Here is a 21,035-nt window from a genome sequence, read left to right on the forward strand (position 1 = left end):
CGGAGCCGCGCCGATCAGGCCAGGGGGAGTATCGTTCGCGCACGAACCGCGGCGGCCGGTCGTGAGGGAGAAGAGGCGGCTTAGATGGGTGTCACGAGCGAGAGCGGGCGGATCGTCGCGGGTGGCCGGAAGGGCACCTACGTACGTCTGGCCGAAGGGCCGCAGGAGCGCCACATCTCGCGCACCGAACTGGCGCGGAAGCCCGAGGAGCTGGGCGACCCGGTGCTGACCGTCGCGCACCTGTCCGACATGCACATCTGCGACCACCAGTCGCCGGCTCGGGTCGAGGTCCTGGACCGGCTCATGGACCCCGACACCGCGACCCGTGAGCTGATCGACGAGATCGGGACGTACCGGGCCCAGGAGCTGCTGACCGCACAGGTCGGCGCGGCGATGGTCGAGGCGGTCAACGAGATCACCGAGGGTCCCGTCGGTGGTGGCCCGCTCGATCTGGCGATCGCGACCGGCGACAACACCGACAACGGGCAGTACAACGAGCTCGACTGGTATCTGACGCTGCTCGATGGCGGCCGGCTTACCCCCGACTCCGGCGACATGCTGCACTACGAAGGCGTCGCCACGCTGCCGGACAAGCGTTTCTGGCACCCCCAGGGCGAGACGTACGACATGCGCCGCGGGGACCACGGCTTCCCGCTCGTCCCCGGGCTGCTGAAGGCGGTGCGCAAGGCGATCGACTCGCCCGGGCTGGAGGTGCCGTGGCTGGCGGTCAACGGCAACCACGATGGGCTGCTGCAGGGCACCGTGCCGGGCAGCTCCGCCATCGGTGAGATCGCGGTCGGTGATCTGAAGGCGATCGCCATGCCCGAGCACTGGACCGACGAGGCCAAGGCGAAGCTCATCGCCGGGCTGATCTCCGGTGACCCGGTGGCGCTGGGGATGCTGGCCGAGCTCGAGCCGTACGAGGTGACCTCCGACCGGCGTCGCCGGCAGACGACGCTGCAGGAGTTCGTCGACTCCCACGTGCACGACGAGGCGAAGCCGCCGGGCCACGGCTTCAAGGCCGGCGGCAAACCCTACTACCGCTACGACGTCAACGACGAGGTCACCTTCGTCGTCCTCGACACGGTCAACCCGGCCGGCGGGTTCCAGGGATCGATCGACGCCGAGCAGCTGGAGTGGCTCGACGCCGTGCTCGCTTCCACCGACTACGACGAGCGGCTCGCGGTGATCGCCAGCCACCACGACGTGGCCTCGCTGGTCAACGACATGAGCGGCGCCGGCGGCAGCCGCCGGGTGCTCAGCGACGAGATCGAGCAGACCGTCTCACGCCATGAGAGCGCCGTGCTCTGGCTCAACGGGCATACCCACCGTACGTCGGTGAAGCCCCGCGGCTCGTGGTGGGAGGTCACCGCTCCGTCCCTGATCGACTGGCCGCAGCAGGGCCGGATCGTCGAGCTGATCTCCGACGGAGACGTGCTCACCATCGCCACCACGATGCTCGACCACGCCGGTCCCGCGCGCTGGAGCGGCTCGATCGAGGAGGTGAGCCACCTCGCCTCGCTCTCCCGTGAGCTGTCCGCCAACGACTGGCAGGGACCGAAGGTGCGCCTCGCCGAGCACCCGTCGGCAGGGACGGCGCAGGATCGCAACGTACTGCTCCATCTGCTCGATCCGAGGGCCTGAAAGGCCTCCGACACGCCGTTATCTAGCGAATGACAGGCGGGTGGGGTTGCGTGGACCAGCGTTCTCCGCTGGACTACCACCAACCAAGTTCATGCAAGCGGCGTGGACATCAAGCTTTTGGAGGAACGACACGTGAGCTCGACCGCAGCCACAGGGCCTGCGGACCGGCTGGGCCTCAAGTCCGGCATGGTCATCCAGGAACTGGGCTGGGACAACGATACTGATGACGAGCTGCGGGTCGCCATCGAAGATTCCGTCGACGCGGACTTGGTCGACGGCGACTACGGCAACGTGGTCGACGCCGTGCTGCTGTGGTGGCGCGATGACGACGGCGACCTCGTCGATGGTCTCGTCGACGCGCTGACCGACCTCGTCGGTGGCGGCGTCATCTGGTTGCTGACGCCGAAGGTGGGCCGCCCTGGTGCGGTCGACCCGGCCGACATCGCCGAGGCCGCGCCGATCGCCGGACTGTCCCAGACCACCACCGCATCTGTGAGCAAGGACTGGGCCGCGACGCGTCTGCTGGCGCCGAAGACTCCTGTCTGATGGCCGCGATTCTCGGGATCGCTGGACACCCACAGGAGACCTAGCGTGAGCGTGGCTACACTCCCAACGGTGTTCTCGACTACGGCTGCCAAGGCGCGCACCGCCGGATCCGCGGCGAAGATCCTGGCCGGCTCGGGCATCGTCCGGCCGGTCAACCCCCTCGGGCTCGCACGGACCGGCCTGGCGCTGGCGCGCTGGGGCACCGGGCCGGCCGGAGGGTTCATCGGCCTCGCCCACCGTTACCCGCGACGCACCGCGCTCATCGACGAGCTCGGATCGTTGACATACGCCGAGCTCGACCGGCGCTCCAACGCGATCGCCCGGGCCCTGGCGGCCCGGGGGGTCGGTGAGGGCGACGGGGTCGCGATCATGTGCCGCAACCATCGCGGGTTCGTCGACGCGACCCTGGCGGTGGCGAAGCTGGGCGCCGACGCGCTCTACCTCAACACCGCCTTCGCCGGTCCGCAGCTCGTCGGGGTGCTGGAGCGGGACAAGCCCGCCCTGATCATCCACGACGAGGAGTTCACCGGGCTGCTGTCCTCGGCGACCTCGGCCACGAGGCTGGTCGCCTGGGTCGACTCCTCGGATCCTGGCGAGACTCTCGAGTCGCTGGTCTCCGGCGATGCGCGGCCGGTAGCGCCGCCGAAGCGGCACGGGCGGATCGTGATCCTCACCTCCGGCACGACGGGAGCGCCCAAGTCGGCGCCGCGTCAGGAGGCCGGCGTCGACGCGGCGATCGCGCTGATGTCGCGGATGCCGATGAAGGACGGCTGGCGCTGCTTCATCGCCGCGCCGCTCTTCCACACCTGGGGGATCGCCCACCTGCTCTTCGCCGAGTTGCTCGGCACCACCATGATCCTGCGCCGCCGGTTCGACCCGGAGGATGCGCTGGCGACCCTCGCGGAGACCAAGGCCGACTCGTTCGTGGTCATCCCGGTCATGATGCAGCGGATCCTGTCGCTCCCGGAGGAGACGCTGGCTGCGTACGACCTCGAGGGGATCGCCTCCCGGCTCAAGGCCGTCGCGTCCTCCGGCTCGGCGCTGCCCGGCGACCTCGCGCTGGAGTGGATGGACCGGTTCGGCGACAGCCTCTACAACGTCTACGGCTCGACCGAGGTCTCCTACGCCTCGATCGCCGACCCCGTCGACCTGCGCGAGGCCCCGACCTCGGCCGGCAAGGTGCCGTGGGGAACCCGAATGAAGATCCTCGACGGCGACGGCGTCCCGGTGCCCGACGGTGAGGCCGGTCGGATCTTCGTCGGCAACGGTCTCCTCTTCGAGGGCTACACCAGCGGCGGCGGCAAGGAGGTCGTCGACGGTCTGATGGCGACCGGGGACGTCGGGCGGTTCGGGCCCGACGGCCGGCTGTACGTCGAGGGCCGCGACGACGACATGATCGTCTCCGGTGGCGAGAACGTCTTCCCGCAGGAGGTCGAGGACTGCCTCATCCGCCATCCTTTCGTCGCCGATGCTGCCTGTGTCGGGGTCGACGACGCCGACTTCGGCAAGCGGCTGCGCGGGTTCGTGGTCCTGGCTCCCGGCGCCGAAGGCGACGTCGATGCGGTGTTGAAGGACTGGGTCAAGGAGAATCTGGCTCGCTTCAAGGTGCCGCGCGAGATCGTCGTGACCGACGCTCTGCCGCGTAACGCGACCGGCAAGGTGCTCCGTCGCGAGCTGGCCACCTGGGACATCGAGGCGGCAGAATCGAACGGCGAGAGGGCGGCAGGGCAGTGAGTGGACTTGAGATCGGTGGTCCGGCTCCGGACTTCACGCTCCGCGACCAGTTCGGCGCCGACGTCACCCTCTCGGACTACCAGGGCAAGAAGGCCGTGGCGATCTTCTTCTTCCCCTTCGCCTTCTCCGGCGTGTGCACGGGTGAGATGAGCGGACTGCGTGACCGGCTCGACGAGTTCGTCACCTTCGACACCGAGGTCCTGGCGATCTCCTGCGACCCGGTTTACGCCCTGCGGCAGTTCGCCGACACCGACCGACTCAACTTCTCGGTGCTCTCCGACTTCTGGCCGCACGGCGCGGTCGCCCAGGCCTACGACGTCTTCAACGACCGCACCGGTGCCCCGCGGCGATCCTCCTACATCATCGACAAGTCGGGCGTCGTGCGGTGGGCCGTGCACAACGACAACGCCGACGGCCGCGACCTCGAGGAGCATCTCCGGCATCTCCACGCGGCGACGTGAGGAAGTAGTTTACGGGTCATCAAAGGTCCGTTAACAGCCTGGTTACATGGCTTTTCCTATGCCCTGGGTGGGATCTACTCTTGAGGTGTTGAGCCGCTGATGACCCGAGACGTCAGCGGCTCAACTTCCATTTCAGGGTTGGTACGCAGGCCCGGTTAGTCCGGCCCGCCCCTGATCGCGTACTCTTGGGGCGCTTCGGACGCATAGCTCAGTTGGTAGAGCGCCTCCCTTACAAGGAGGATGTCGGGGGTTCGAGTCCCTCTGCGTCCACCACCTTGTTCCGCCAGGTCAGGACCCTGTTTCGTCATCGTCCTCGTCCTCTCCCAGCTCCTCGTCGGCCTCAGATGCCCCCAGGATGCCCCAGAGCCGCTTAGCCGAGTCCCAGAGGTCGTCATCGATCAGGTGGCCGTAGAGGTCCATCGTCATGGCTGCGGAAGCGTGCCCCAGGATGCGCTGCAGGACCTTCGGATCAGCGCCGGCCCCCAGCCAGAGCGAGGCGCAGGTGTGGCGGAGATCGTGAACCCGCAGCGTCGGGCGACCGATGGCCTTGATCGCCTCGGCCCAGTCGACCGACCGCTTCCAGTTGGCCTCGCTCAGAGGCCCGCCGCTGCGAGGGTCGATGCTTTTGGGCTACGGGACCCCGATGAACTTGCAGCCTCTTGCGCTGGCGCCACCGACGCGGGTGTGCCTTTCCGTAAGGGCCCATAGCGCGGCTGGCACGTCCGACGGTCGCCTGAGCTGTGTGAGTCAAACGACTCGCCAAAATTGGTGACACCTCCGAATGTTTAACGACGGAACGCCGAGCACCACGGCCAGGGTCGGATCTGCGACCAACTGGATTGATTCCTGATAGAGCTCGTGATTCCCCACTTGACCTTCATGCCCCTGTCGACGACTGACCCATCCCTGCGGAGCCGTAATGACACTTGTCGCCAAATCAAGCGACCCCTCTCCAGATGAATCAAGCGACACGGCCGATACGGGAACGTCTCGCATATACGTGACCCGTGTAGCCATTGCCCTGATACGGCTTCCACCCGGCCAAGAGGCCATCTTCACCTCGCCTGAAGCAACCGCGTTGGCGCGGACCGTGGACGGCAAGTTGCGGTCGGCGCTCTCAAGCGACACGCGAGTCAGCGAAGTCCTTGAAAACCTAAACTCCCGTGAGATCGACAACGCACGTACCCTGACGTTCTACGACCCCAAGTACCATGAGGCGGATTTCGTCAAAGCCATTGATGACTTTGAGGCCCTTCGTCTCAACGCGCTGATCTCATTCCGTGTACGCGTCCCAGCAAAGAACCAACCAAAGTACCGGAGCATGGACGACGTCCCGTCTGACGAGTATCTCGTCGTATGGGACGGAGTCTCTCTGGCGATTCAGTGGGAGCAGAAAACCGCCAGGGCGACTGGATCGGGCGGCCACGTCATCTTCGACATCCTCGAGGATGTCGGACGCGCAGCCGGGTACCCAGTCCAGATCATGGCATGCTCACCGGGGTGCAAGCACAAATTTATGCACGCTGACATCGTTACGTTTGATCATGCCCACCGCCATCGGGAGCACTTTCATGTAGGAGGGCGGCGATCGCCCGTCGGGTCAACCGTCGTAGCGCCCTACCGATTTGATCCGGATGACCGAAAGAACCTGCTTCGAACCTACAACGCGCTTCACTCGGCATTGAATGCGTTCGCGTCAACACAATCCCTTGCCGATTATCTGCTCTTCCTTGAGTGGCGCGCCCGGCGAGACGCCGCGGCCGTTCTCGAAATATCCTACGATCGGGCAGCCCGGCCCAGGTTTCCCCGGGTTATCGCGATGACCAAGACGGCATGGAAACACCGTGGCGACCACAAAGAGGCCCGCCAGTTAATCGCTGGGCTGTGGCTCGCCCTCGCGACGGTTGAGGCCGCACGCGGCGACTGGGTCGCCAACAATCGCGCGCTCGTCGACAGGCTTGAGACCGGCGATCTGAGCGAACTTCAGGAGTTCTTCGATCCTGGCACCGCTCTCGTTGAGCATATCGACCTTTCGCTCGTACGTGCGTCTCTCGAAGAGGCCGCGTCGCGAGCAGAAGGCCGTGCATTGGTGTATGCCACCCTTGCGGGTGCATGCGCCGCCATCGCAGGCTCAGCCGTTACCTCGCTCCTGACATAGCGTCGCGAGGACTTTCTCTACTGCCTCAAGGCGTCCCCCGCAACGCGCGCGGCTTCCAGGGGCCGTACGGCTTGTCGGCCGGTCCCACTACGTGCCGCGCAAATGAAGAAGAGCGCCCAGCCCGTAGACCAAGCGCTCACTCCCCAAGCCGTCGAACAGTTCGGTCCGACCCGCTAGCCGTCCACGTCCAGATCAGCCGTACGCCGAGCCACGTACCCGTCGAAGTCGTGCCGGATCGCAAGCACATCCTCGACGCTCAGCACGATCACGTCGCAGTAGTACAGATCGCAGCCGCGCGGAGCGGTGCCGTCGATCAGCGAGATCCCGTTCACCTCGCCATCCTCACCGACGTACGTGCATAGACACGGATGAAAGGAGCAGTCCTCATAGATCATGCCCGGCTCCAGGCGCGGAGCCAGTCGCTTGCGTTCCTCCAAGTCCATGCCGAACCGTAGGAGCCCCGAACCTCGAGGACACAACCGACCTTGGAAGTCGAGGAGCAGTTGGACGCGCGGTGCCGCACGGTTTCCGCTCGACCCGCGATGAACGTTGCGCCGGCCGCCAGGCACGGCAGGACGCCAGCGACCAGGGCGGGGGCAACGTGCGACCCTAAGCGCGGTCCAGGAGTTTCAGATCAGGTGGCGGAGGTCTGTCGCGCATCAGCAGCGAATCACAGGCTTGTCGGGTCGTGTAATCCGCCAACGGATGTGCGACAGATCTTCGATAACTGATCTGCGACGGGTGGTCTAGAACGTTCAGCGTTCAGCGGTCCGTGGCCCGCTGGGCACGATGCTAGATGGGGTCCTGGTGATCGATGCTGCTCTAGACGGCAGACTTGCCGTCGTGGATCAGCGCGACCAGGACTCGACGTGGCAGTGCGACCTTACAGCCGTAGGACCGCTCGATGAGGTCGAGTTGCTTGATGCGGCCTGGCAGGGCGGGCCGGTCTGGGATGACGACACGCAGTGGGTCGCTACGGACGCGCCGGAACTGGTCTACGGGGGCGCCCCGTGGCCCGGCCTGCTGATCCGTGCGGTGGTGCCGGCGGGTGAGTCGGTGACGGTTCGGCTCAGTGATCACGTGGCCGGGTCCTCGATGCGGCAGATCTTCGCGACGGAGTTGATCTTCGGTGATCAGGTCTGGCTTGCGGCCGGTGAGGAGCACCGCACGGTTCCGATTCGCCCCGGCAACTATCCCGCCTCCGTGTGGGCGGATGGTCCGACACCGGACACCGTCCGGCACTACTGCATCGTGCTCGGCGCTTGGTCACCACGAGACCTCGGCACGCCACGCCCGGAACCGGCCCCGGGGCCCGGGCTATAGCTCCGATTCCGCTGACACTGCAGGCGTGTTGCTGGCTCGCGGTCGCTGGCCCGTGACGCTGCGTACCGGCTGAGCGGTCGTGCGGTGCACCACCAGGGTCGTGTCGGATACGTGCGCGGTCACGTCCTGGTGCCGGTGCTCCTGTCCCAGGGCGACCTTCTGCCCGGCGACCAGGATCCAGCCGGCCGTTCGACTCACGGCGTTGAACCCGGATCGGTTCGGTCGGTGGGTGTGGGACCGGTGCGACTGGTCTGGGTGCGCTGCAGCCGGTGGGCTTCGCCACTCTCGAGTGGGTTCGGCCGGGTCCTGAGTAGTTCGCGGGACTCACGATCATCCGTTGCTCCGACCTCGACTGCACGGAGCCGCTAGCGTTCCGCCCATGTCCGAGACCTCGCCCTTGATGCCGACCGTGCCCGAATGGTTGCTTGGCCTCGTCACCGCATGCGCTCTCGTTGGACTCCTCTTTGCCATGCGATGGGGCGTCAAACGGCTCCGCGCGCTGCTATCCGACGTGGCAGGACGTTGGCGACCGGTCGCCCGCGTCCTTGAGGGAGCGCTCGTACTGGCCTTCGCGCTTACGTTGTCAGCCTCTCGATCGGCATCTTCAGTATGGTGATCGCGTAACCGAGGTCTGGGGCAGGAGCGCGCGGGCGGCGGCGAAGGCGATGAGGGTGATCGCGATGACCATGCTTGCGGTGCCGGTCCAGCCGGCTGCGAAGGCGAGGCCGCCGAGCCAGCCGAAGAGGCTGGAGCCGGCGTAGTAGAACAGCGTGTAGAGCGAGGTGGCCTGGGCGATCCCGCTGGTCGCCGTCGGGCCCACCCAGCCCGATGCGGTCGAGTGCGCGGCGAAGTACGCCGTCGCGAACAGCAGCAGCCCGATCAGGATGGTCGGCAGCCGGTCGGGGATCGTCAGCGCGGCTCCGGTGGCCATGGTCAGGGACGACACCAGGAGTACGCGTCGGCGGCCGAGGCGATCCGCGAACGTCGCCGCCAGCCGGGCCGACACCGCGCCGGAGAGCCCGGCCAGGAAGATCACCGCGGTCAGCGCCGCCGGCAGGGAGAACGGCTCCAGCTCGAGCCGGTAGCCGAGGTAGTTGAAGACGGCCACCTGTGCGCCCATCAGGAAGAACGCCTGTGCGTAGAGCGCCAGCTGGCCGGGGTTGGTGAGGTTGGCGACCATCCCGGCTCGCACGCCGGCCGGGCGTGAAGTCGTCGCTGGGCGGGGGCGCTCGGGCGGGAGTGCGGTGACCGCGACGGCGGCGCCGAGCGCGCTGACGCATCCTGCGACGAACGCCGCCACACGCCAGTCGCTCACGTCGGCGATCGGCGCGGCGATCAGCCGTCCGGCCACGCCGCCGAGGACGGTGCCGGAGATGTACGTCGCGCCCGCGGCCATCGCGTCGCGTCGGCTGACCTGCTCGCCGAGGTAGGCGAGGGCGAGCGCGGGGGTGCCGCCCAGTGCGATGCCCTGGGCGACGCGGAGGAGGACGAGGAGGGGGAACGAGGTCACGAGCGGGAGAGCCAGGCCGATGGCTGCGGCGCCGACGATGGCGATCGTCATCGCCCTGGCCCGGCCGATGCGGTCGGCGATCCACGACCAGCCGAGCGCGGCGACGGCGAGACCGATCGTCGCCCCGGAGACGGTCAGGGCGGCCTGGGAGGGGTCGACGGCGAAGTCGCGGCTGATCGCAGGGATCAGCGCCTGGGGGTAGTAGAGCTGCACGAACGTCGTCATCCCGATCGCGACCAGCGCGACCAGCACGCGTCGATGTCCCGGGTCGGTCGCAGCCTGATCGCTCACCCTTGTCACGCTAAGGAGCCCGAAACCGTGCGTCCAATGCATCGGTGACGCACCAACAATGCGGATTCGCATACGATGTCGGGTGTGGATGCCACCGCGCGAAACGTCCTGCCGATGCTCCCGGCCCTCGCGGCCCTGGCCGAGACGGGGCAGACGCATGCCGCCGCTGATCTGCTGCAGATGCCGCAGCCCACGGTGAGCCGCATGCTCGCGCGCCTCGGTCGTGAGCTCGGCGTGGACGTGGTCGAGAGACACGGGCGAGGTCTGCGGCTCACCAGGGCGGGGGAGGCGCTGGCCCCGCACGCCGCCGCCGCGGTCGCGGCGGCCACCGCGGGCATCGAGGCGGTGCAGGCCCAGGAGTCAGGCGCCCGCGGACGTATCGCCCTCGCGTTCCAGAGCACGCTCGGCGAGAGGGTCGTGCCGGCGCTGGTCAAGGCGTTCCTGCAGGAGCATCCGGGCACATCGGTCGACCTGATCCAGACCTCGCGTCCGCGGTGCCTCGAGGCGGTCACCGACGGCACCGCCGAGGTCGCGCTGATCTCGCCGCTCGACGATCGCTCCGACATGCGCCGGTGGCGGCTGCACACCGAGCCGCTGGTCCTGGTCGTACCGCCCGGACACCGCCTGGCGACACGTGCCCGGGTGGGCTTCGAGGAGGCCGGCGCGGAGACGTTCATCTGCATGAAGCGCGGCTATGGAATGCGGACGCTCCTCGAGGGTCTGGCTCAGGCCAGCGGCGTCACGCCGACGATCGGGTTCGAGGGCGACGACCTGGCCACGCTCCGGGGGCTCGTCTCGGCCGGCCTCGGGGTGAGCCTGGCACCCCGCGACCCGCACGGGGCCACGGGCTGCGTCGAGGTCCCGTTGACGAACCCCGAGGCCGTACGTCACATCGGTGCCTGCTGGCTCGACCGCCGTCCCTCGACGCTCGCCGCCGCCTTCCAGGACCTGCTCCGGCGGCGGGGCCGGCGACTGACCGAGATCGGCCTGCGTCCCATGATGGGGTGATCATCCCGCTTCCTCGGTGAAATCGGTGCGGCACCAGATCGCGCAGTGCCATCATGAAGCGCATGGCAGGTCGGAACATCGCCGGACGACAGGACGTCTCACCGCGGGGCTACTTCGACGGGACCATCGAGGTCCTCCACCACGACGTTCCCCTTCCTGAGACCTCGGTCAGCCACTCCGGCGGCCCCGACCGGGTCCACACCGACGACCCCGTGACCGAGACCGAGTTCGACCCGGTCCGCCGCGTCGGCTTCACCGCGCCGCTTCGGATCGGAGAGCCGCTCGTCTGGGAGGGCGATCAAGCCTGACCCCCCGCTCGTCCTCAGGAGTAGGTCGACGAGGTCTCCACGAGCACGTCGTGCAGGGCGAGCTCGGCAGCGCTGCGGACCCGGCCCGTCCGGTGCGCGACGAGGACGCGCCGGGGCGGCGCGGAGTCGCCCAGGGAGATGACGCGTACGTCGGGGTGCTGGTTGACGGTGGCCGTTCGGGGAGCGAGCGCGATGCCCAGTCCGACGCTGACCATGGCCTGGGCCTCCTGATAGTCGTTGGCCTGGAACGCGATGGTCGGCGTGAAGCCGGCGGCGACGGCGCTGCGCTGCAGGACCTCGACGACCGGGTGGCCTCCCGCGCGGATGATCCACGGCTCCTCGGCGAGGTCGGCCATCCGGACCGTACGCCGCCGGGCCAGGCGGTGGGTGGCGCCGACGAGGAGCACGGTGGGGTCGGTGAAGAGCTCGGTCAGCACCAGCTCGTCGTTGTCGACCCGCTCCCAGGCGTAGTCCCACAGCAGGGACATGGCGACCTTGCCCTCCTCCAGCATGCGTACGAGATCGTCCTCGCGGCCGCTGTGGATGGTCAGCGCGATGTTGGGGTAGAGCTCCTTGTAGCGCCGCACCGCCAGGGGTAGGAACGAGCTGCCGATGGTGGGGAAGGTGCCCAGGGTGACGCTGCCGCGACGTACGCCGGCGATGTCGGCGAGGTCCGACTCGGCGGCCGCCAGCTGGCGCAGGACCTTGCGCGCGTGGGTGGCGAGCACCAGGCCCGCGTCGGTCGGGGTCATGCCCCGGGCGTGGCGGTCGAGGAGCGGCTGTCCGGCCTCGCGCTCGAGCCTGAGCAGCTGCTGCGAGATCGCCGAAGGCGTGTAGCCCAGCGCCGCGGCCGCGCTGGTCACGGACCCTTCCTCCACGATCGCCAACAGGATCTGCAGCCGTTTGATGTCGAGCACGGCCCCAGTCTGCATGAAGTCGTGCTACATGGCCATGTAGGGCCGTGCAGTGCTGCTTCAGCCGCGACGACGCGCGGCGGGACGCGAAGGCGTCCCGGAGCCGTCTGCTGAGCGTGCAGTTTTGCTTCACGATGATGTTCGAACTCGTGATTGTGCTACAAGTCACCTCGCTCCAGTCTGTGTGAGTCCGGACAGCCCGGACGACTCGGCTGAGGAGGCAATATGCGCGAGATCGCCGCGACATGGATGCGGGGTGGCACCAGCAAGTGCTGGGTCTTCCGTCGCGACGACCTGAACGTCCCGGACCTGTCCGTCGACGAGGTGCTGCTGAGGATCTACGGCAGCCCTGACCATCGCCAGGTCGATGGCGTCGGCGGCGGTACGTCCACCACGAGCAAGGCGGTCATCCTCGCGCCCTCGGCGACGCCCGGGGTGGATGTGGAGTACACGTTCGCCCAGGTCGGCATCGAGGAGGCCAAGGTCGACTGGGGGAGCAACTGCGGCAACTGCTCCGCGGTGGTCGCGTCGTTCGCGATCCGCGAAGGATGGGTGAGCACGGGCACGCCGGAGACGGCCGTCCGGGTCCTCAACACCAACACCGACCAGCTCATCGTGCAGCGCGTGCCGACCCCCGGAGGCGTACTCGACGAGGAGGCCTCCGAGGCGATCCCCGGCGTTCCCTTCCTCGGCGCGCCGGTGCGGATGGGCTTCGTCGATCCGGCGGGTCGGAGCACCGGACAGCTCTTCCCGACGGGTCATCAGCGCGATGTCCTGCCGGAGACCGTGGGCGGGGTGACCGTCACGCTCATCGACGCGGGCGCGCCGGTCGTCGCGGCCAACGCTGCCGACTTCGGTGTGCGCGGCGAGGAGGACATCGCCGACCTCGATCTGGTGCCCGGCCTCCTGGCCCGCCTCGATGCCGTACGTCGGGAAGCCGGTGTCCTGATGGGGCTCGCCCCGACGCCGGATGCCGTCGCCCGGGCGGTTCCCAAGCTCGCGCTCGTCGCCGCCCCCGACCCGGCGAGCGAGGAGCGCACCGACCTGACCGTGCGCATGCTGTCGATGGGGCGCTTCCATCCAGCTGTTCCGGTGACCGGGTCGGTGGCGCTGACCTTGGCCGCCGACGCCCCCGGCACGGTGGTGCACGACCTCGTCCCGGCTGGGCGACCCGCCACCGGCCTGCGGCTCGGTACGCCCGCGGGCAACGTCAGCACCTTCGCCGAGGAGCACGACGGCGTCCCTGTCGTCGGCGTCGTACGCACCTACCGCCGTCTCGCCCACGGAGCCGTAGTCCTGCCGGACCCGCCCTTGCTGCCGTCCGCGTCGGCTTGACCATCTGACCCCTTGACACGGGATGCCCGTGTGAGGCTCGCTACACCTGGAGGAACTCATGACCCAGCACGTCGAAGAAGAGGACGTGGCCACGACCGCAGACGAGGATGCCGGCCCGACGCAGGACCCGCCGGAGCGACCTGCGCCGACCCCACGACTCGCCGGAGCCGTCCTCGCCGGATTCACCGCGTTGGCGGTGGGCGTCTCCGTCCTGGGCGGGGACTTCCTGAACCCGGCCGCCTCCACGGCCGACGGCGACTACTCGGGTGAGACCGTCGAGATGATGATCCCGCTGGCCGAGGGTGGTGGCACGGACACCTGGGCCCGGTTCGTCGGCGCCGAGCTGACCGAGGCGGTGCCCGGCTCCCCGGGCCTGGCTCCGGTCAACGACGACGGCGGCGAGGGGATCCTGGGCACCAACCACTTCATGACCTCGGCGAAGACCGACGGCACCGAGGTGCTGGTCAGCACCGCCTCGACGGTGGTGCCCTACCTCCTCGACATGCCGGCGGTGCGCTACGACTTCAACAAGCTGCGGCCGGTCCTGGCCAACGGCACCGGAGCGGTGGTCTACGCCCGGACCGGCGCCGGGGTGAACGGCATCGAGGACCTCGTCGACCGGGACAAGCCGCTCATCTTCGGTGGCATCGCGGCGACCAGCCTCGACCTCACCACGATGCTGGCCTTCGACCTGCTCTCGGCCGACATCGACTCGACCTTCGGGTTCGAGGGCCGTGGACCGGTCAACCTCGCGCTCCAGCGCGGCGAGGTCGACATCGACTACCAGACGACCTCGTCGTACGAGCCCGCGGTCGAGCCGCTGGTCGAGGACGGCACCGCGGTGCCGCTCTTCTCGCTCGGGCAGGTCAACGAGGACGGCGAGATCGTGCGCGATCCCAACTTCCCGGACCTGCCGACCGTCGTCGAGGCGTACGAGAAGCTCCATGGCAAGCAGCCGGATCCCGAGGCGCTGGAGACCTACCGCGCCATCCTGGCGCTGACCTACACCTACCAGAAGGCGCTCTGGGTGCCTGAGGACACACCGGACGAGGCGGTCGAGCTGCTGCGCTCGACGGCCGATGAGATGGGTGCCGATCCCGCGTTCCAGAAGTCCGCCGCCGAGGTGCTCGGTGGCTATCCGCTCGATGCCTCACCCGACCTCGCCGACCGGATCGGCGAGGCGTACCAGGTGGACGAGAGCGTCCGCCAGGACGTCCTCGAGCTGCTCGAGACCGACTACGACATCACGATCGACTGAGGGCGGACACATGACTGACGCAGCCTTCTCTGCCCTGGCCTCCCTGGCCGATCCCTCGCTCCTCATCATGCTCGCCGTCGGCGTGGTGGCCGGTCTGGTCATCGGCCTGATCCCGGGGCTCGGCGGCACCGGCGCGGTGGCGATCCTCCTTCCGATCACCTTCGGCATGGAGCCCGAACCCGCACTCGCGATGCTCATCGGAGCACTGGCGGTGGTGCACACCTCAGACACGGTCGCCGCCGTCCTGCTCGGCGCGCCCGGCTCCGCCTCGGCGAGCGTGACGATGCTCGACGGCTACTCGATGGCGCGACAAGGACAGGCCAAACGCGCCCTGTCGCTCGCCTTCCTCTCCTCGATGGCCGGCGGCCTAATCGGAGCGGTCGGGCTCACCCTCGCGATTCCGCTGGCTCGGCCCCTGGTGCTGTCCTTCGGCAGCCCGGAGCTCTTCATGCTGACCATCCTCGGGGTCTCGCTCGCCGCCGTGCTCTCGCGCGGCAACGTCGTCAAGGGCCTGACCGCCGGCCTGCTCGGGCTCCTGCTCGGGCTCGTCGGCACCTCGCCCACGACCGCCGAGGAGCGGTTCTCCTTCGGGTCGCTGTTCCTCAGCGACGGCATCTCCCTGGTCGCGGTCGCGCTGGGTGTGTTCGGGCTCGCCGAGATCGCCAGCCGGGTCGGGCAGCGACGAGTCACTGAGAAGCCGGTGGAGCTCACCGGCGGTTGGGGATCCGGCATCCGCGAGTGGCTGACCCACTGGACGCATGTCATCCGAGGTGCGCTGATCGGCATCTGGGCCGGTGTGCTGCCCGGCGTCGGCGCCACCGCCGGCACCTGGCTCGCCTACGGGCAGGCTGTGGCCACCGCCAAGGACAAGCGGAAGTTCGGCAAGGGCGACCCCCGTGGCATCGTCGGTCCGGAGAGCGCCAACAACTCCGTCGAGGCCGGCGACCTGATCCCGACCTTCCTCTTCGGCATCCCCGGCGGCGTGCCGTCGGCGATGCTGCTCGGGATGCTGCTGACGTACGGCATCCAGCCGGGGCCGGCGATCGTCACCGACCATCTCGACCTGATGTACCTGATCGTGTGGGCGTTCGCGATCGCCTCGGTCGCCGGAGCGTTCCTCTGCTTCCTGGCCACCGGCTCGCTCGCCAAGCTCACGAAGGTGCCCTTCGCCGTGCTCGGGCCCGGTCTTCTCGTGGTGATGCTCCTGGGCGCGTTCCAGGAGGGTGGCCAGATCGGCGACCTGTGGGTGATGGTCGCCCTCGGCGTGGTCGGCTTCTTCCTCAAGGCCACCGGGATGCCGCGGGCCCCGTTCCTGATCGGCTTCGTCCTGGCCATCCCGATGGAGCGCTACTACTACCTGACCGCCAGCCTGTACGACGGCGCCTCCTGGGTCGCGCGACCCGGCGTGCTCGTCTTCGCCGCGCTGCTGATCGTGCCGCTGGCCTGGTCCCTGATCAAGAAGGTTCGGCGAGCCTCGGGGGCTGCCGACGACGGTCACCGGGACGAGCACGAGAGCGATGACGAGCACGGCGACGAGCTCGAGGGTTCGCTGGCCCGTACGCCCTGGTCCCTCGCCGTCGCGATCGTCGCGGTGCTGGTCTTCGCCGGCGCGCTGTGGGTGAGTGGGTCCTTCTCCGCAGAGGCCGCGCTGATGCCGCGGCTCGTGGCGATCGGCGGTCTGGTCGCGGCGCTCATCCTGACCTGGCAGGAGCTGCGCGCGAGGCGGCAGGACACCCGCCGCGACACGCTCGACGACAGCCTCGAACCCGCGGGTGGGTCCGGTGGCACCATGGTCGCCACCCGAGTGGACCCGGCGGTCGACGCCAAGGCCTTGGCTCGGCGTCACGACCTGGTGATCGCCATGCGCACCTTTGTCGCGATGGCCGCGTTCCTGGTCCTCGTCATGCTCGGCGGCTACCTTGCGGCGACCCTGGTGTTCACCCCGGTGTTCCTCCTGTACGCAGCCCGCACCCGGCCACGTACGGCGATCATCTACACCCTCGTCCTGGGCGCCGTGCTGCTCGCCCTGCCGTCGCTGCTGCCGGTCGACCTGCCGATGGGCCTGCTGCAATGACCGCGCCGACCTCCCGCCCTTCCACGAACCGAAAGGAACGCCGATGACCATCGTGGTCGCCTACGCCGACACCCCGCCCGGACACGCCGCCGTCACGGCCGCGGTCGCCGAGTCCCGAGAGGGAGAGACCGTGGTCATCGTGCCTGCCGTGCGCGGCGAGCGGGTCCCCGACGCCGAGGAGCTCGAAGGTCGGTGGCCGGAGCTCGCCGGCCGGGTCGAGGTCGAGCGCGGAGACCTGGGTGACCCCAGCGACACCGTTATTCAGGTCTCCCAGCGGCTCGACGCGCGGCTGATCGTCCTGGGTCTGCGCGCGCGGACGCCGGTGGGCAAGCTGGTCTTCGGCAGCACCGCCCAGCGGATCCTGCTCGACGCCACCTCCCCGGTGCTCGCGGTCAAGCCTTCCGTGACCGGTCCCTGACCGCTCCGGCCGGCCGGCATCAGCCAAATGGATGATTCCTGGTTCAGTCCTGCTCGCGATGATCTGGGACGACGCCGCTGGTGGAGTTGTCGGCATGGCAGATTCTCTGGTTCGTACGCGGTCGGGTGCTCGTCCGCATCTCGCAGACAGGTTGACGTCCCGCCGTGGGGCTTGGGTGGCGCTCGGCCTCGCGGTGGTCGTGATGGGGGTGCTCTTCGGGGCCTTCGCCGGTGCGGAGGCCCCGGCGCAGACCGGGCAGGCGCCGGCGGGGTCGGAGTCGACGCGGGTGAGCGCGCTGCTGGAGGAGTTCCCCGGCGCCGATCGTGAGTCCGTGCTCGTCGTCGCCTCCCGGGCGGACGAGGGCGCCCTCTCCAGCAGTGATCTCGACGGCCTCGAGCGGCTCGGCGTCCAGGTCGGTGCGCAGGCCGCGCCGGGCTCCGCCGGTCCGATGCTCAGCGAGGACGGGGAGGCCGCGGCTCTCGCCGTGCCGATCACGGTCGGCGCCGACAACGCCGAGACGTCGGGGGTGATCAAGGCGCTGCGAGCCGACGTGGCGGCGCAGGCTCCCGACGGGCTGGTGCTGCAGGTGACCGGCGGGCCGGCGTTCGGGGCTGATGCGGCCGCGGCCTTCGACGGCGCCGACCTCACGCTGCTGCTGGTGACGGTCCTGATCGTGGCGGTGCTGCTGATCATCACCTACCGCTCGCCGGTGCTGTGGCTGGTCCCGCTGGTCGTGGTCGCTCTCGCCGATGCGCTCGCCGGGCGGGTCACCGCGGCGGCGGGAGCGCTGTGGGACTTCGGGTTCGACGCCGGCGTCGTCAGCGTCCTCGTGTTCGGTGCGGGGACCAACTACGCGCTGCTGCTGATCTCGCGGTACCGGGAGGAGCTGCAGCGGACCGAGGACGACCGGCTGGCGCTGAGCACGGCCTGGCGGAAGACGGCGCTCGCGATCCTCGCCTCCAACCTGACGGTGGTGCTCGCCCTGCTGACCCTGGTCCTGGCCACGATCCCGATGACCCGCGGGCTGGGGGTGCCCGCGGCGATCGGTCTGCTGATCGCCCTGGTCGCGGTGCTGTTCGTGCTGCCACCGGCCCTGGCGGTGTGTGGACGACGACTGTTCTGGCCGTTCGTACCTCGCCCGGGTGACTCGCGAGACCAGGGCCGGGTATGGCGCGCGATCGCGTCGCGGGTGGTGAAGCGTCCGGTCGCGAGCCTGCTGGGTGGGCTCGTGCTGCTCGCGGTGATGGCCTCCGGCCTCTCCGGTACGTCGGTCGGGCTCGATCAGATCGAGAAGTTCCGGGTGCAGTCCGAGTCGGCCGCCGGTCTGGAGACGCTCTCGGCGCACTTCCCGCCCGGAGAGGCCCAGCCGATCTACATCCTCGCCGACACCGAGGCCGCCGCTGAGGTGGCCTCGATCGCGGGTGACGTGGAGGGCGTGGTGCGCGCCCAGCCGGCCGGAGTCACCGGCGACGGGGCGTTGACGAAGATCATGGTGACCAGCGAGTTCTCGCCCGGAACCGAGCGGAGTCTCGACCAGATCACCGACCTGCGGGAGGCGGTCCACCCGATCGAGGGCGCGAAGGCACTCGTCGGCGGCGCGGTCGCGACCGAGCTGGACGCCGCCGCGGGGAGCGAGGACGACCTGCTGCTGATCGCGCCGCTGGTGCTCGCGGTGAGCTTCCTCGTGCTCCTGGTCCTGCTGCGTTCGCTGGTGGCGCCCGGCCTGCTGCTCCTGGTGAACCTCGCCAGCGCGGTCGCCGCGATCGGCGCCGGGGCCTGGCTGAGCCGCGTCCTCTTCGATCAGCAGGCGCTCGACCTGCAGGTGCCGATCCTGGCGTTCCTGTTCCTGGTCGCGCTGGGGATCGACTACACGATCTTCCTCGTCCACCGGGCGCGCGCGGACGCGGGGCGGCTCGGCACCCGGGCGGGCGTGGTCGAGGCGGTCGCCCACACCGGCGGTGTGATCACCAGCGCCGGCATCGTCCTCGCCGGGGTCTTCGCCGCTCTCGGGGTGCTGCCGCTGGTCACTCTCGGACAGCTGGGCCTGATCGTCGGTGTGGGCGTGCTCGTGGACACCCTGGTGGTGCGTACGGTGATCGTGCCGGCGATCTTCGCCCTGGTGGGCGACCGCATCTGGTGGCCGGGACGACTGCAGAGGGCCGGGGGAGAATCGAGCACATGAGTGTCGTACACGCGCCGCTGAGGCGGCCCGGCGCCTCGCACCCGACCCCCGCCGCCTCGACGGTGCGGGCGATGGAGATCGGGCAGCACGTGATCGCGGTCGTGCTGACGGCGATCGGCGTCAGCAGAGCGATCGGCGAGGGCGTGGCGCCTCCTGCCGCGGTCATCACCGGGCTCGCGATCCTCGGGTGGCACACCGCCGGCACGATCCTGCCGGCCAGGACGGGCTCGCCGCGGCTGCCGGTGTGGTGGCTGCTCGGCTTCGCGGTGATCTGGGTCGCCGCGGTCGCGGTCTCGGACGAGTTCGTCTGGCTCGCATTCCTGCTGTGGCTGCTCGCCGGGCACCTGCTGCCGCTGCGCTGGGGACTGGTCTTCTCGGCGGCGATCCTCGTGGTGGTGGTCGTGGCCCCGATCCTGCACCGTGGCACGACCAGCTATGCGGACGTCTTCGGCCCGCTCATCGGCGGCATCTTCGCGTTCGGCATCTCCCGCGGGTACCTGCAGCTCCTCCGCGACGCCGCCGAGCGCGAGCGGCTGGTGACGTCCCTGCGGAGCGCCCAGCAGGAGATGGCCGAGCTGCAGGACGAGCTGCTGCTCGCCCAGCGCCACTCCGGAGCGATCGCCGAACGCACCCGGATCTCGCGAGACATCCACGACACCATCGCGCAGGCGCTCTCCTCGATCCGGCTCCTCACCCACGCCGGAGGCAACCGCACCACGGACCCGGAGTCCTCGCGCACCTTCGCGCAGGTCGAGGCGCTGGCGGGCGACAGCCTCGCGGACGTACGCCGGATCGTCGAGGCCCTGGCACCGGCCGAGCTCGAGGACGCCGCCCTCGCCTCGGCGCTTCGGCGGATGCTCGACCGCACGAAGGACGAGACCGGGCTGCACGCGGAGCTCCATGTCGACGACACGCTCCCGCTGCTGCGGACCGAGGTCGAGGTCGCGCTGCTTCGCACCGCTCAGTCGGCCCTCTCCAACGTACGTCTCCACGCCGCGGCGACGCGGGTCGTGGTCACGCTGATCGACGACGGTGACTCGGTGCGTATGGACATCAGCGACGACGGCGACGGGTTCGACGTCGCCGCCTGGGAGCAGGACGCCGATGCCGGCTCGTCCAGCTATGGCCTGCGTTTCATGCGGGCCCGACTTCGCGAGCTCGGAGGTGGCCTCGACGTGGAGAGCACACCCGGTGAGGGCACCGCAGTCTCCGCGCATCTCCCGATCCACATCGAGGGGTCGCGATGACCACGGTGCTCCTCGTCGACGACCACCCGGTCGTACGCAGCGGCCTGCGCGCCGTGATCGAGGCGGGCGACGCCCTGACGGTCGTCGGGGAGGCCGCCACCGGCGAGGAGGCGATCACCCTGGCCGGTCACCTCCATCCCGACGTCGTGCTGTGCGACCTGCGCCTGGGAAGCGGGATCGACGGCATCCGAACCACGATCGCGCTCCGCGCCCTCGACCCGGCGCCGGCCGTGCTGATCCTGACCACCTTCGACCGCGACGCCGAGGTACTCGGTGCGATCGAGGCCGGTGCCGCCGGCTACCTGCTCAAGGACGTCGACCCCGAGGTCATCGTCCAGGGCATCCACCGCGCCGCCGCCGGCGACATGGTCCTCGCTCCGGACCTGGCCACCCGGGTGCTCAAGGGCATGCGCAGCCCGCTGCCGCGGCTCACCGATCGCGAGATCGAGGTGCTGCGGCACCTGGCCAGGGGCGCGACCAACAAGGAGATCGCGCGCACGCTCTTCGTCACCGAGGCCACCGTGAAGAGCCACCTCGCGCACATCTTCACCAAGCTCGACGTCGACAGCCGCTCCCGCGCCATCCACGTCGCGCAGGAGACCGGCCTGATCTGACTGGCAATGT

At 69.2% G+C, this 21,035-nt stretch carries 20 protein-coding genes and 1 tRNA gene; 16 read left to right on the forward strand and 5 right to left on the reverse strand.

The window, feature by feature from the left end; all coding sequences use genetic code 11:
* Positions 1–84 precede the first annotated feature (84 nt).
* The 5 genes from ACW14X_RS23975 (at position 85) to ACW14X_RS23995 (ending at position 4,658) form a co-directional block, all read left to right on the forward strand.
* Complete coding sequence (locus ACW14X_RS23975) at positions 85–1,644, forward strand: TIGR03767 family metallophosphoesterase (RefSeq protein WP_457163559.1); 1,560 nt, start codon at positions 85–87, stop codon at positions 1,642–1,644.
* Positions 1,645–1,776: 132 nt separating this feature from the next.
* Entirely contained in the window at positions 1,777–2,190 is a 414-nt protein-coding gene (locus tag ACW14X_RS23980) for a DUF3052 domain-containing protein (RefSeq protein WP_008358178.1), read from the forward strand.
* A 69-nt stretch (positions 2,191–2,259) separates the two neighbouring features.
* Positions 2,260–3,924 carry an AMP-binding protein gene (locus ACW14X_RS23985; protein ID WP_457163560.1) on the forward strand — a complete coding sequence of 555 codons (1,665 nt, stop codon included), beginning with the start codon at positions 2,260–2,262 and terminating at the stop codon, positions 3,922–3,924.
* Positions 3,921–4,385 (forward strand): peroxiredoxin, encoded by a 465-nt coding sequence (locus tag ACW14X_RS23990; protein ID WP_457163561.1) that lies wholly within the window; start codon positions 3,921–3,923, stop codon positions 4,383–4,385. Before ACW14X_RS23985 ends, ACW14X_RS23990 begins: the two co-directional genes overlap by 4 nt.
* A 197-nt stretch (positions 4,386–4,582) precedes the next feature.
* Positions 4,583–4,658: transfer RNA gene (locus tag ACW14X_RS23995), tRNA-Val, on the forward strand.
* A gap of 15 nt (positions 4,659–4,673) precedes the next feature.
* Here ACW14X_RS23995 and ACW14X_RS24000 read toward each other — a convergent pair.
* Entirely contained in the window at positions 4,674–5,006 is a 333-nt protein-coding gene (locus tag ACW14X_RS24000; RefSeq protein WP_457166084.1) for a tyrosine-type recombinase/integrase, read from the reverse strand.
* 298 nt (positions 5,007–5,304) lie between these two features.
* Here ACW14X_RS24000 and ACW14X_RS24005 point away from each other — a divergent pair, with 298 nt between their 5' ends.
* The gene (locus ACW14X_RS24005; RefSeq protein ID WP_457163562.1) at positions 5,305–6,543 is read left to right on the forward strand and encodes a hypothetical protein; all 1,239 of its coding nucleotides are present in this window, start codon (positions 5,305–5,307) and stop codon (positions 6,541–6,543) included.
* Positions 6,544–6,716: 173 nt separating this feature from the next.
* Here the strand turns inward: ACW14X_RS24005 and ACW14X_RS24010 are convergent, their stop codons facing one another.
* Positions 6,717–6,875, reverse strand: a complete 159-nt coding sequence (locus ACW14X_RS24010; protein ID WP_457163563.1) for a hypothetical protein — start codon at positions 6,873–6,875, stop codon at positions 6,717–6,719.
* Between the two features lie 511 nt (positions 6,876–7,386).
* On the opposite strand from ACW14X_RS24010, the gene ACW14X_RS24015 reads away from it, so the two are divergent.
* Complete coding sequence (locus tag ACW14X_RS24015; RefSeq protein ID WP_457163564.1) at positions 7,387–7,866, forward strand: hypothetical protein; 480 nt, start codon at positions 7,387–7,389, stop codon at positions 7,864–7,866.
* Here the strand turns inward: ACW14X_RS24015 and ACW14X_RS24020 are convergent.
* Complete coding sequence (locus tag ACW14X_RS24020) at positions 7,861–8,064, reverse strand: hypothetical protein (RefSeq protein ID WP_457163565.1); 204 nt, start codon at positions 8,062–8,064, stop codon at positions 7,861–7,863. The genes ACW14X_RS24015 and ACW14X_RS24020 overlap by 6 nt on opposite strands.
* 406 nt (positions 8,065–8,470) lie before the next feature.
* Positions 8,471–9,667: an MFS transporter gene (locus ACW14X_RS24025; protein WP_457163566.1), complete on the reverse strand. Its 1,197-nt coding sequence runs from the start codon at positions 9,665–9,667 to the stop codon at positions 8,471–8,473.
* A 75-nt stretch (positions 9,668–9,742) separates the two neighbouring features.
* Here ACW14X_RS24025 and ACW14X_RS24030 point away from each other — a divergent pair, with 75 nt between their 5' ends.
* Positions 9,743–10,675, forward strand: coding sequence for a LysR family transcriptional regulator (locus tag ACW14X_RS24030; RefSeq protein WP_457163567.1), 933 nt, complete (start codon positions 9,743–9,745; stop codon positions 10,673–10,675).
* A gap of 62 nt (positions 10,676–10,737) precedes the next feature.
* Positions 10,738–10,983 carry a hypothetical protein gene (locus tag ACW14X_RS24035; protein WP_457163568.1) on the forward strand — a complete coding sequence of 82 codons (246 nt, stop codon included), beginning with the start codon at positions 10,738–10,740 and terminating at the stop codon, positions 10,981–10,983.
* Between the two features lie 14 nt (positions 10,984–10,997).
* On the opposite strand, the gene ACW14X_RS24040 is transcribed toward ACW14X_RS24035, so the two are convergent.
* Positions 10,998–11,915, reverse strand: a complete 918-nt coding sequence (locus ACW14X_RS24040) for a LysR family transcriptional regulator (RefSeq protein WP_350842179.1) — start codon at positions 11,913–11,915, stop codon at positions 10,998–11,000.
* Positions 11,916–12,122: 207 nt separating this feature from the next.
* Here ACW14X_RS24040 and ACW14X_RS24045 point away from each other — a divergent pair, with 207 nt between their 5' ends.
* The 7 genes from ACW14X_RS24045 to ACW14X_RS24075 all read left to right on the forward strand — a co-directional run bounded on the left by ACW14X_RS24045 (position 12,123) and on the right by ACW14X_RS24075 (position 21,025).
* Entirely contained in the window at positions 12,123–13,232 is a 1,110-nt protein-coding gene (locus tag ACW14X_RS24045; RefSeq protein ID WP_457163569.1) for a PrpF domain-containing protein, read from the forward strand.
* Between the two features lie 58 nt (positions 13,233–13,290).
* Entirely contained in the window at positions 13,291–14,490 is a 1,200-nt protein-coding gene (locus ACW14X_RS24050) for a Bug family tripartite tricarboxylate transporter substrate binding protein (RefSeq protein WP_457163570.1), read from the forward strand.
* 10 nt (positions 14,491–14,500) lie between these two features.
* A complete protein-coding gene (locus tag ACW14X_RS24055) occupies positions 14,501–16,564 on the forward strand; it encodes a tripartite tricarboxylate transporter permease (protein ID WP_457163571.1) in 2,064 nt (687 codons plus the stop codon).
* A gap of 43 nt (positions 16,565–16,607) precedes the next feature.
* Positions 16,608–16,982: a universal stress protein gene (locus ACW14X_RS24060; protein ID WP_457163572.1), complete on the forward strand. Its 375-nt coding sequence runs from the start codon at positions 16,608–16,610 to the stop codon at positions 16,980–16,982.
* Positions 16,983–17,157: 175 nt separating this feature from the next.
* Positions 17,158–19,164, forward strand: a complete 2,007-nt coding sequence (locus tag ACW14X_RS24065; protein ID WP_457163573.1) for an MMPL family transporter — start codon at positions 17,158–17,160, stop codon at positions 19,162–19,164.
* Positions 19,161–20,411, forward strand: a complete 1,251-nt coding sequence (locus tag ACW14X_RS24070) for a sensor histidine kinase (RefSeq protein ID WP_350842167.1) — start codon at positions 19,161–19,163, stop codon at positions 20,409–20,411. Before ACW14X_RS24065 ends, ACW14X_RS24070 begins: the two co-directional genes overlap by 4 nt.
* A complete protein-coding gene (locus ACW14X_RS24075) occupies positions 20,408–21,025 on the forward strand; it encodes a response regulator (protein WP_160021882.1) in 618 nt (205 codons plus the stop codon). Before ACW14X_RS24070 ends, ACW14X_RS24075 begins: the two co-directional genes overlap by 4 nt.
* Positions 21,026–21,035: the final 10 nt, after the last annotated feature.

It is taken from the genome of Nocardioides sp. YJ-D4, assembly GCF_054031495.1.

Bases quoted from the DNA above. Each gene is read 5' to 3' on its own strand.
- ACW14X_RS24075 (WP_160021882.1), top strand. From the start codon at position 20,408: ATGACCACGGTGCTCCTCGTCGACGACCACCCGGTCGTACGCAGCGGC.
- ACW14X_RS24030 (WP_457163567.1), top strand. From the start codon at position 9,743: ATGTCGGGTGTGGATGCCACCGCGCGAAACGTCCTGCCGATGCTCCCG.
- ACW14X_RS24060 (WP_457163572.1), top strand. From the start codon at position 16,608: ATGACCATCGTGGTCGCCTACGCCGACACCCCGCCCGGACACGCCGCC.
- ACW14X_RS24045 (WP_457163569.1), top strand. From the start codon at position 12,123: ATGCGCGAGATCGCCGCGACATGGATGCGGGGTGGCACCAGCAAGTGC.
- ACW14X_RS23975 (WP_457163559.1), top strand. From the start codon at position 85: ATGGGTGTCACGAGCGAGAGCGGGCGGATCGTCGCGGGTGGCCGGAAG.
- ACW14X_RS24040 (WP_350842179.1), bottom strand. From the start codon at position 11,915: ATGCAGACTGGGGCCGTGCTCGACATCAAACGGCTGCAGATCCTGTTG.
- ACW14X_RS24005 (WP_457163562.1), top strand. From the start codon at position 5,305: ATGACACTTGTCGCCAAATCAAGCGACCCCTCTCCAGATGAATCAAGC.
- ACW14X_RS24035 (WP_457163568.1), top strand. From the start codon at position 10,738: ATGGCAGGTCGGAACATCGCCGGACGACAGGACGTCTCACCGCGGGGC.
- ACW14X_RS24050 (WP_457163570.1), top strand. From the start codon at position 13,291: ATGACCCAGCACGTCGAAGAAGAGGACGTGGCCACGACCGCAGACGAG.
- ACW14X_RS24055 (WP_457163571.1), top strand. From the start codon at position 14,501: ATGACTGACGCAGCCTTCTCTGCCCTGGCCTCCCTGGCCGATCCCTCG.
- ACW14X_RS24070 (WP_350842167.1), top strand. From the start codon at position 19,161: ATGAGTGTCGTACACGCGCCGCTGAGGCGGCCCGGCGCCTCGCACCCG.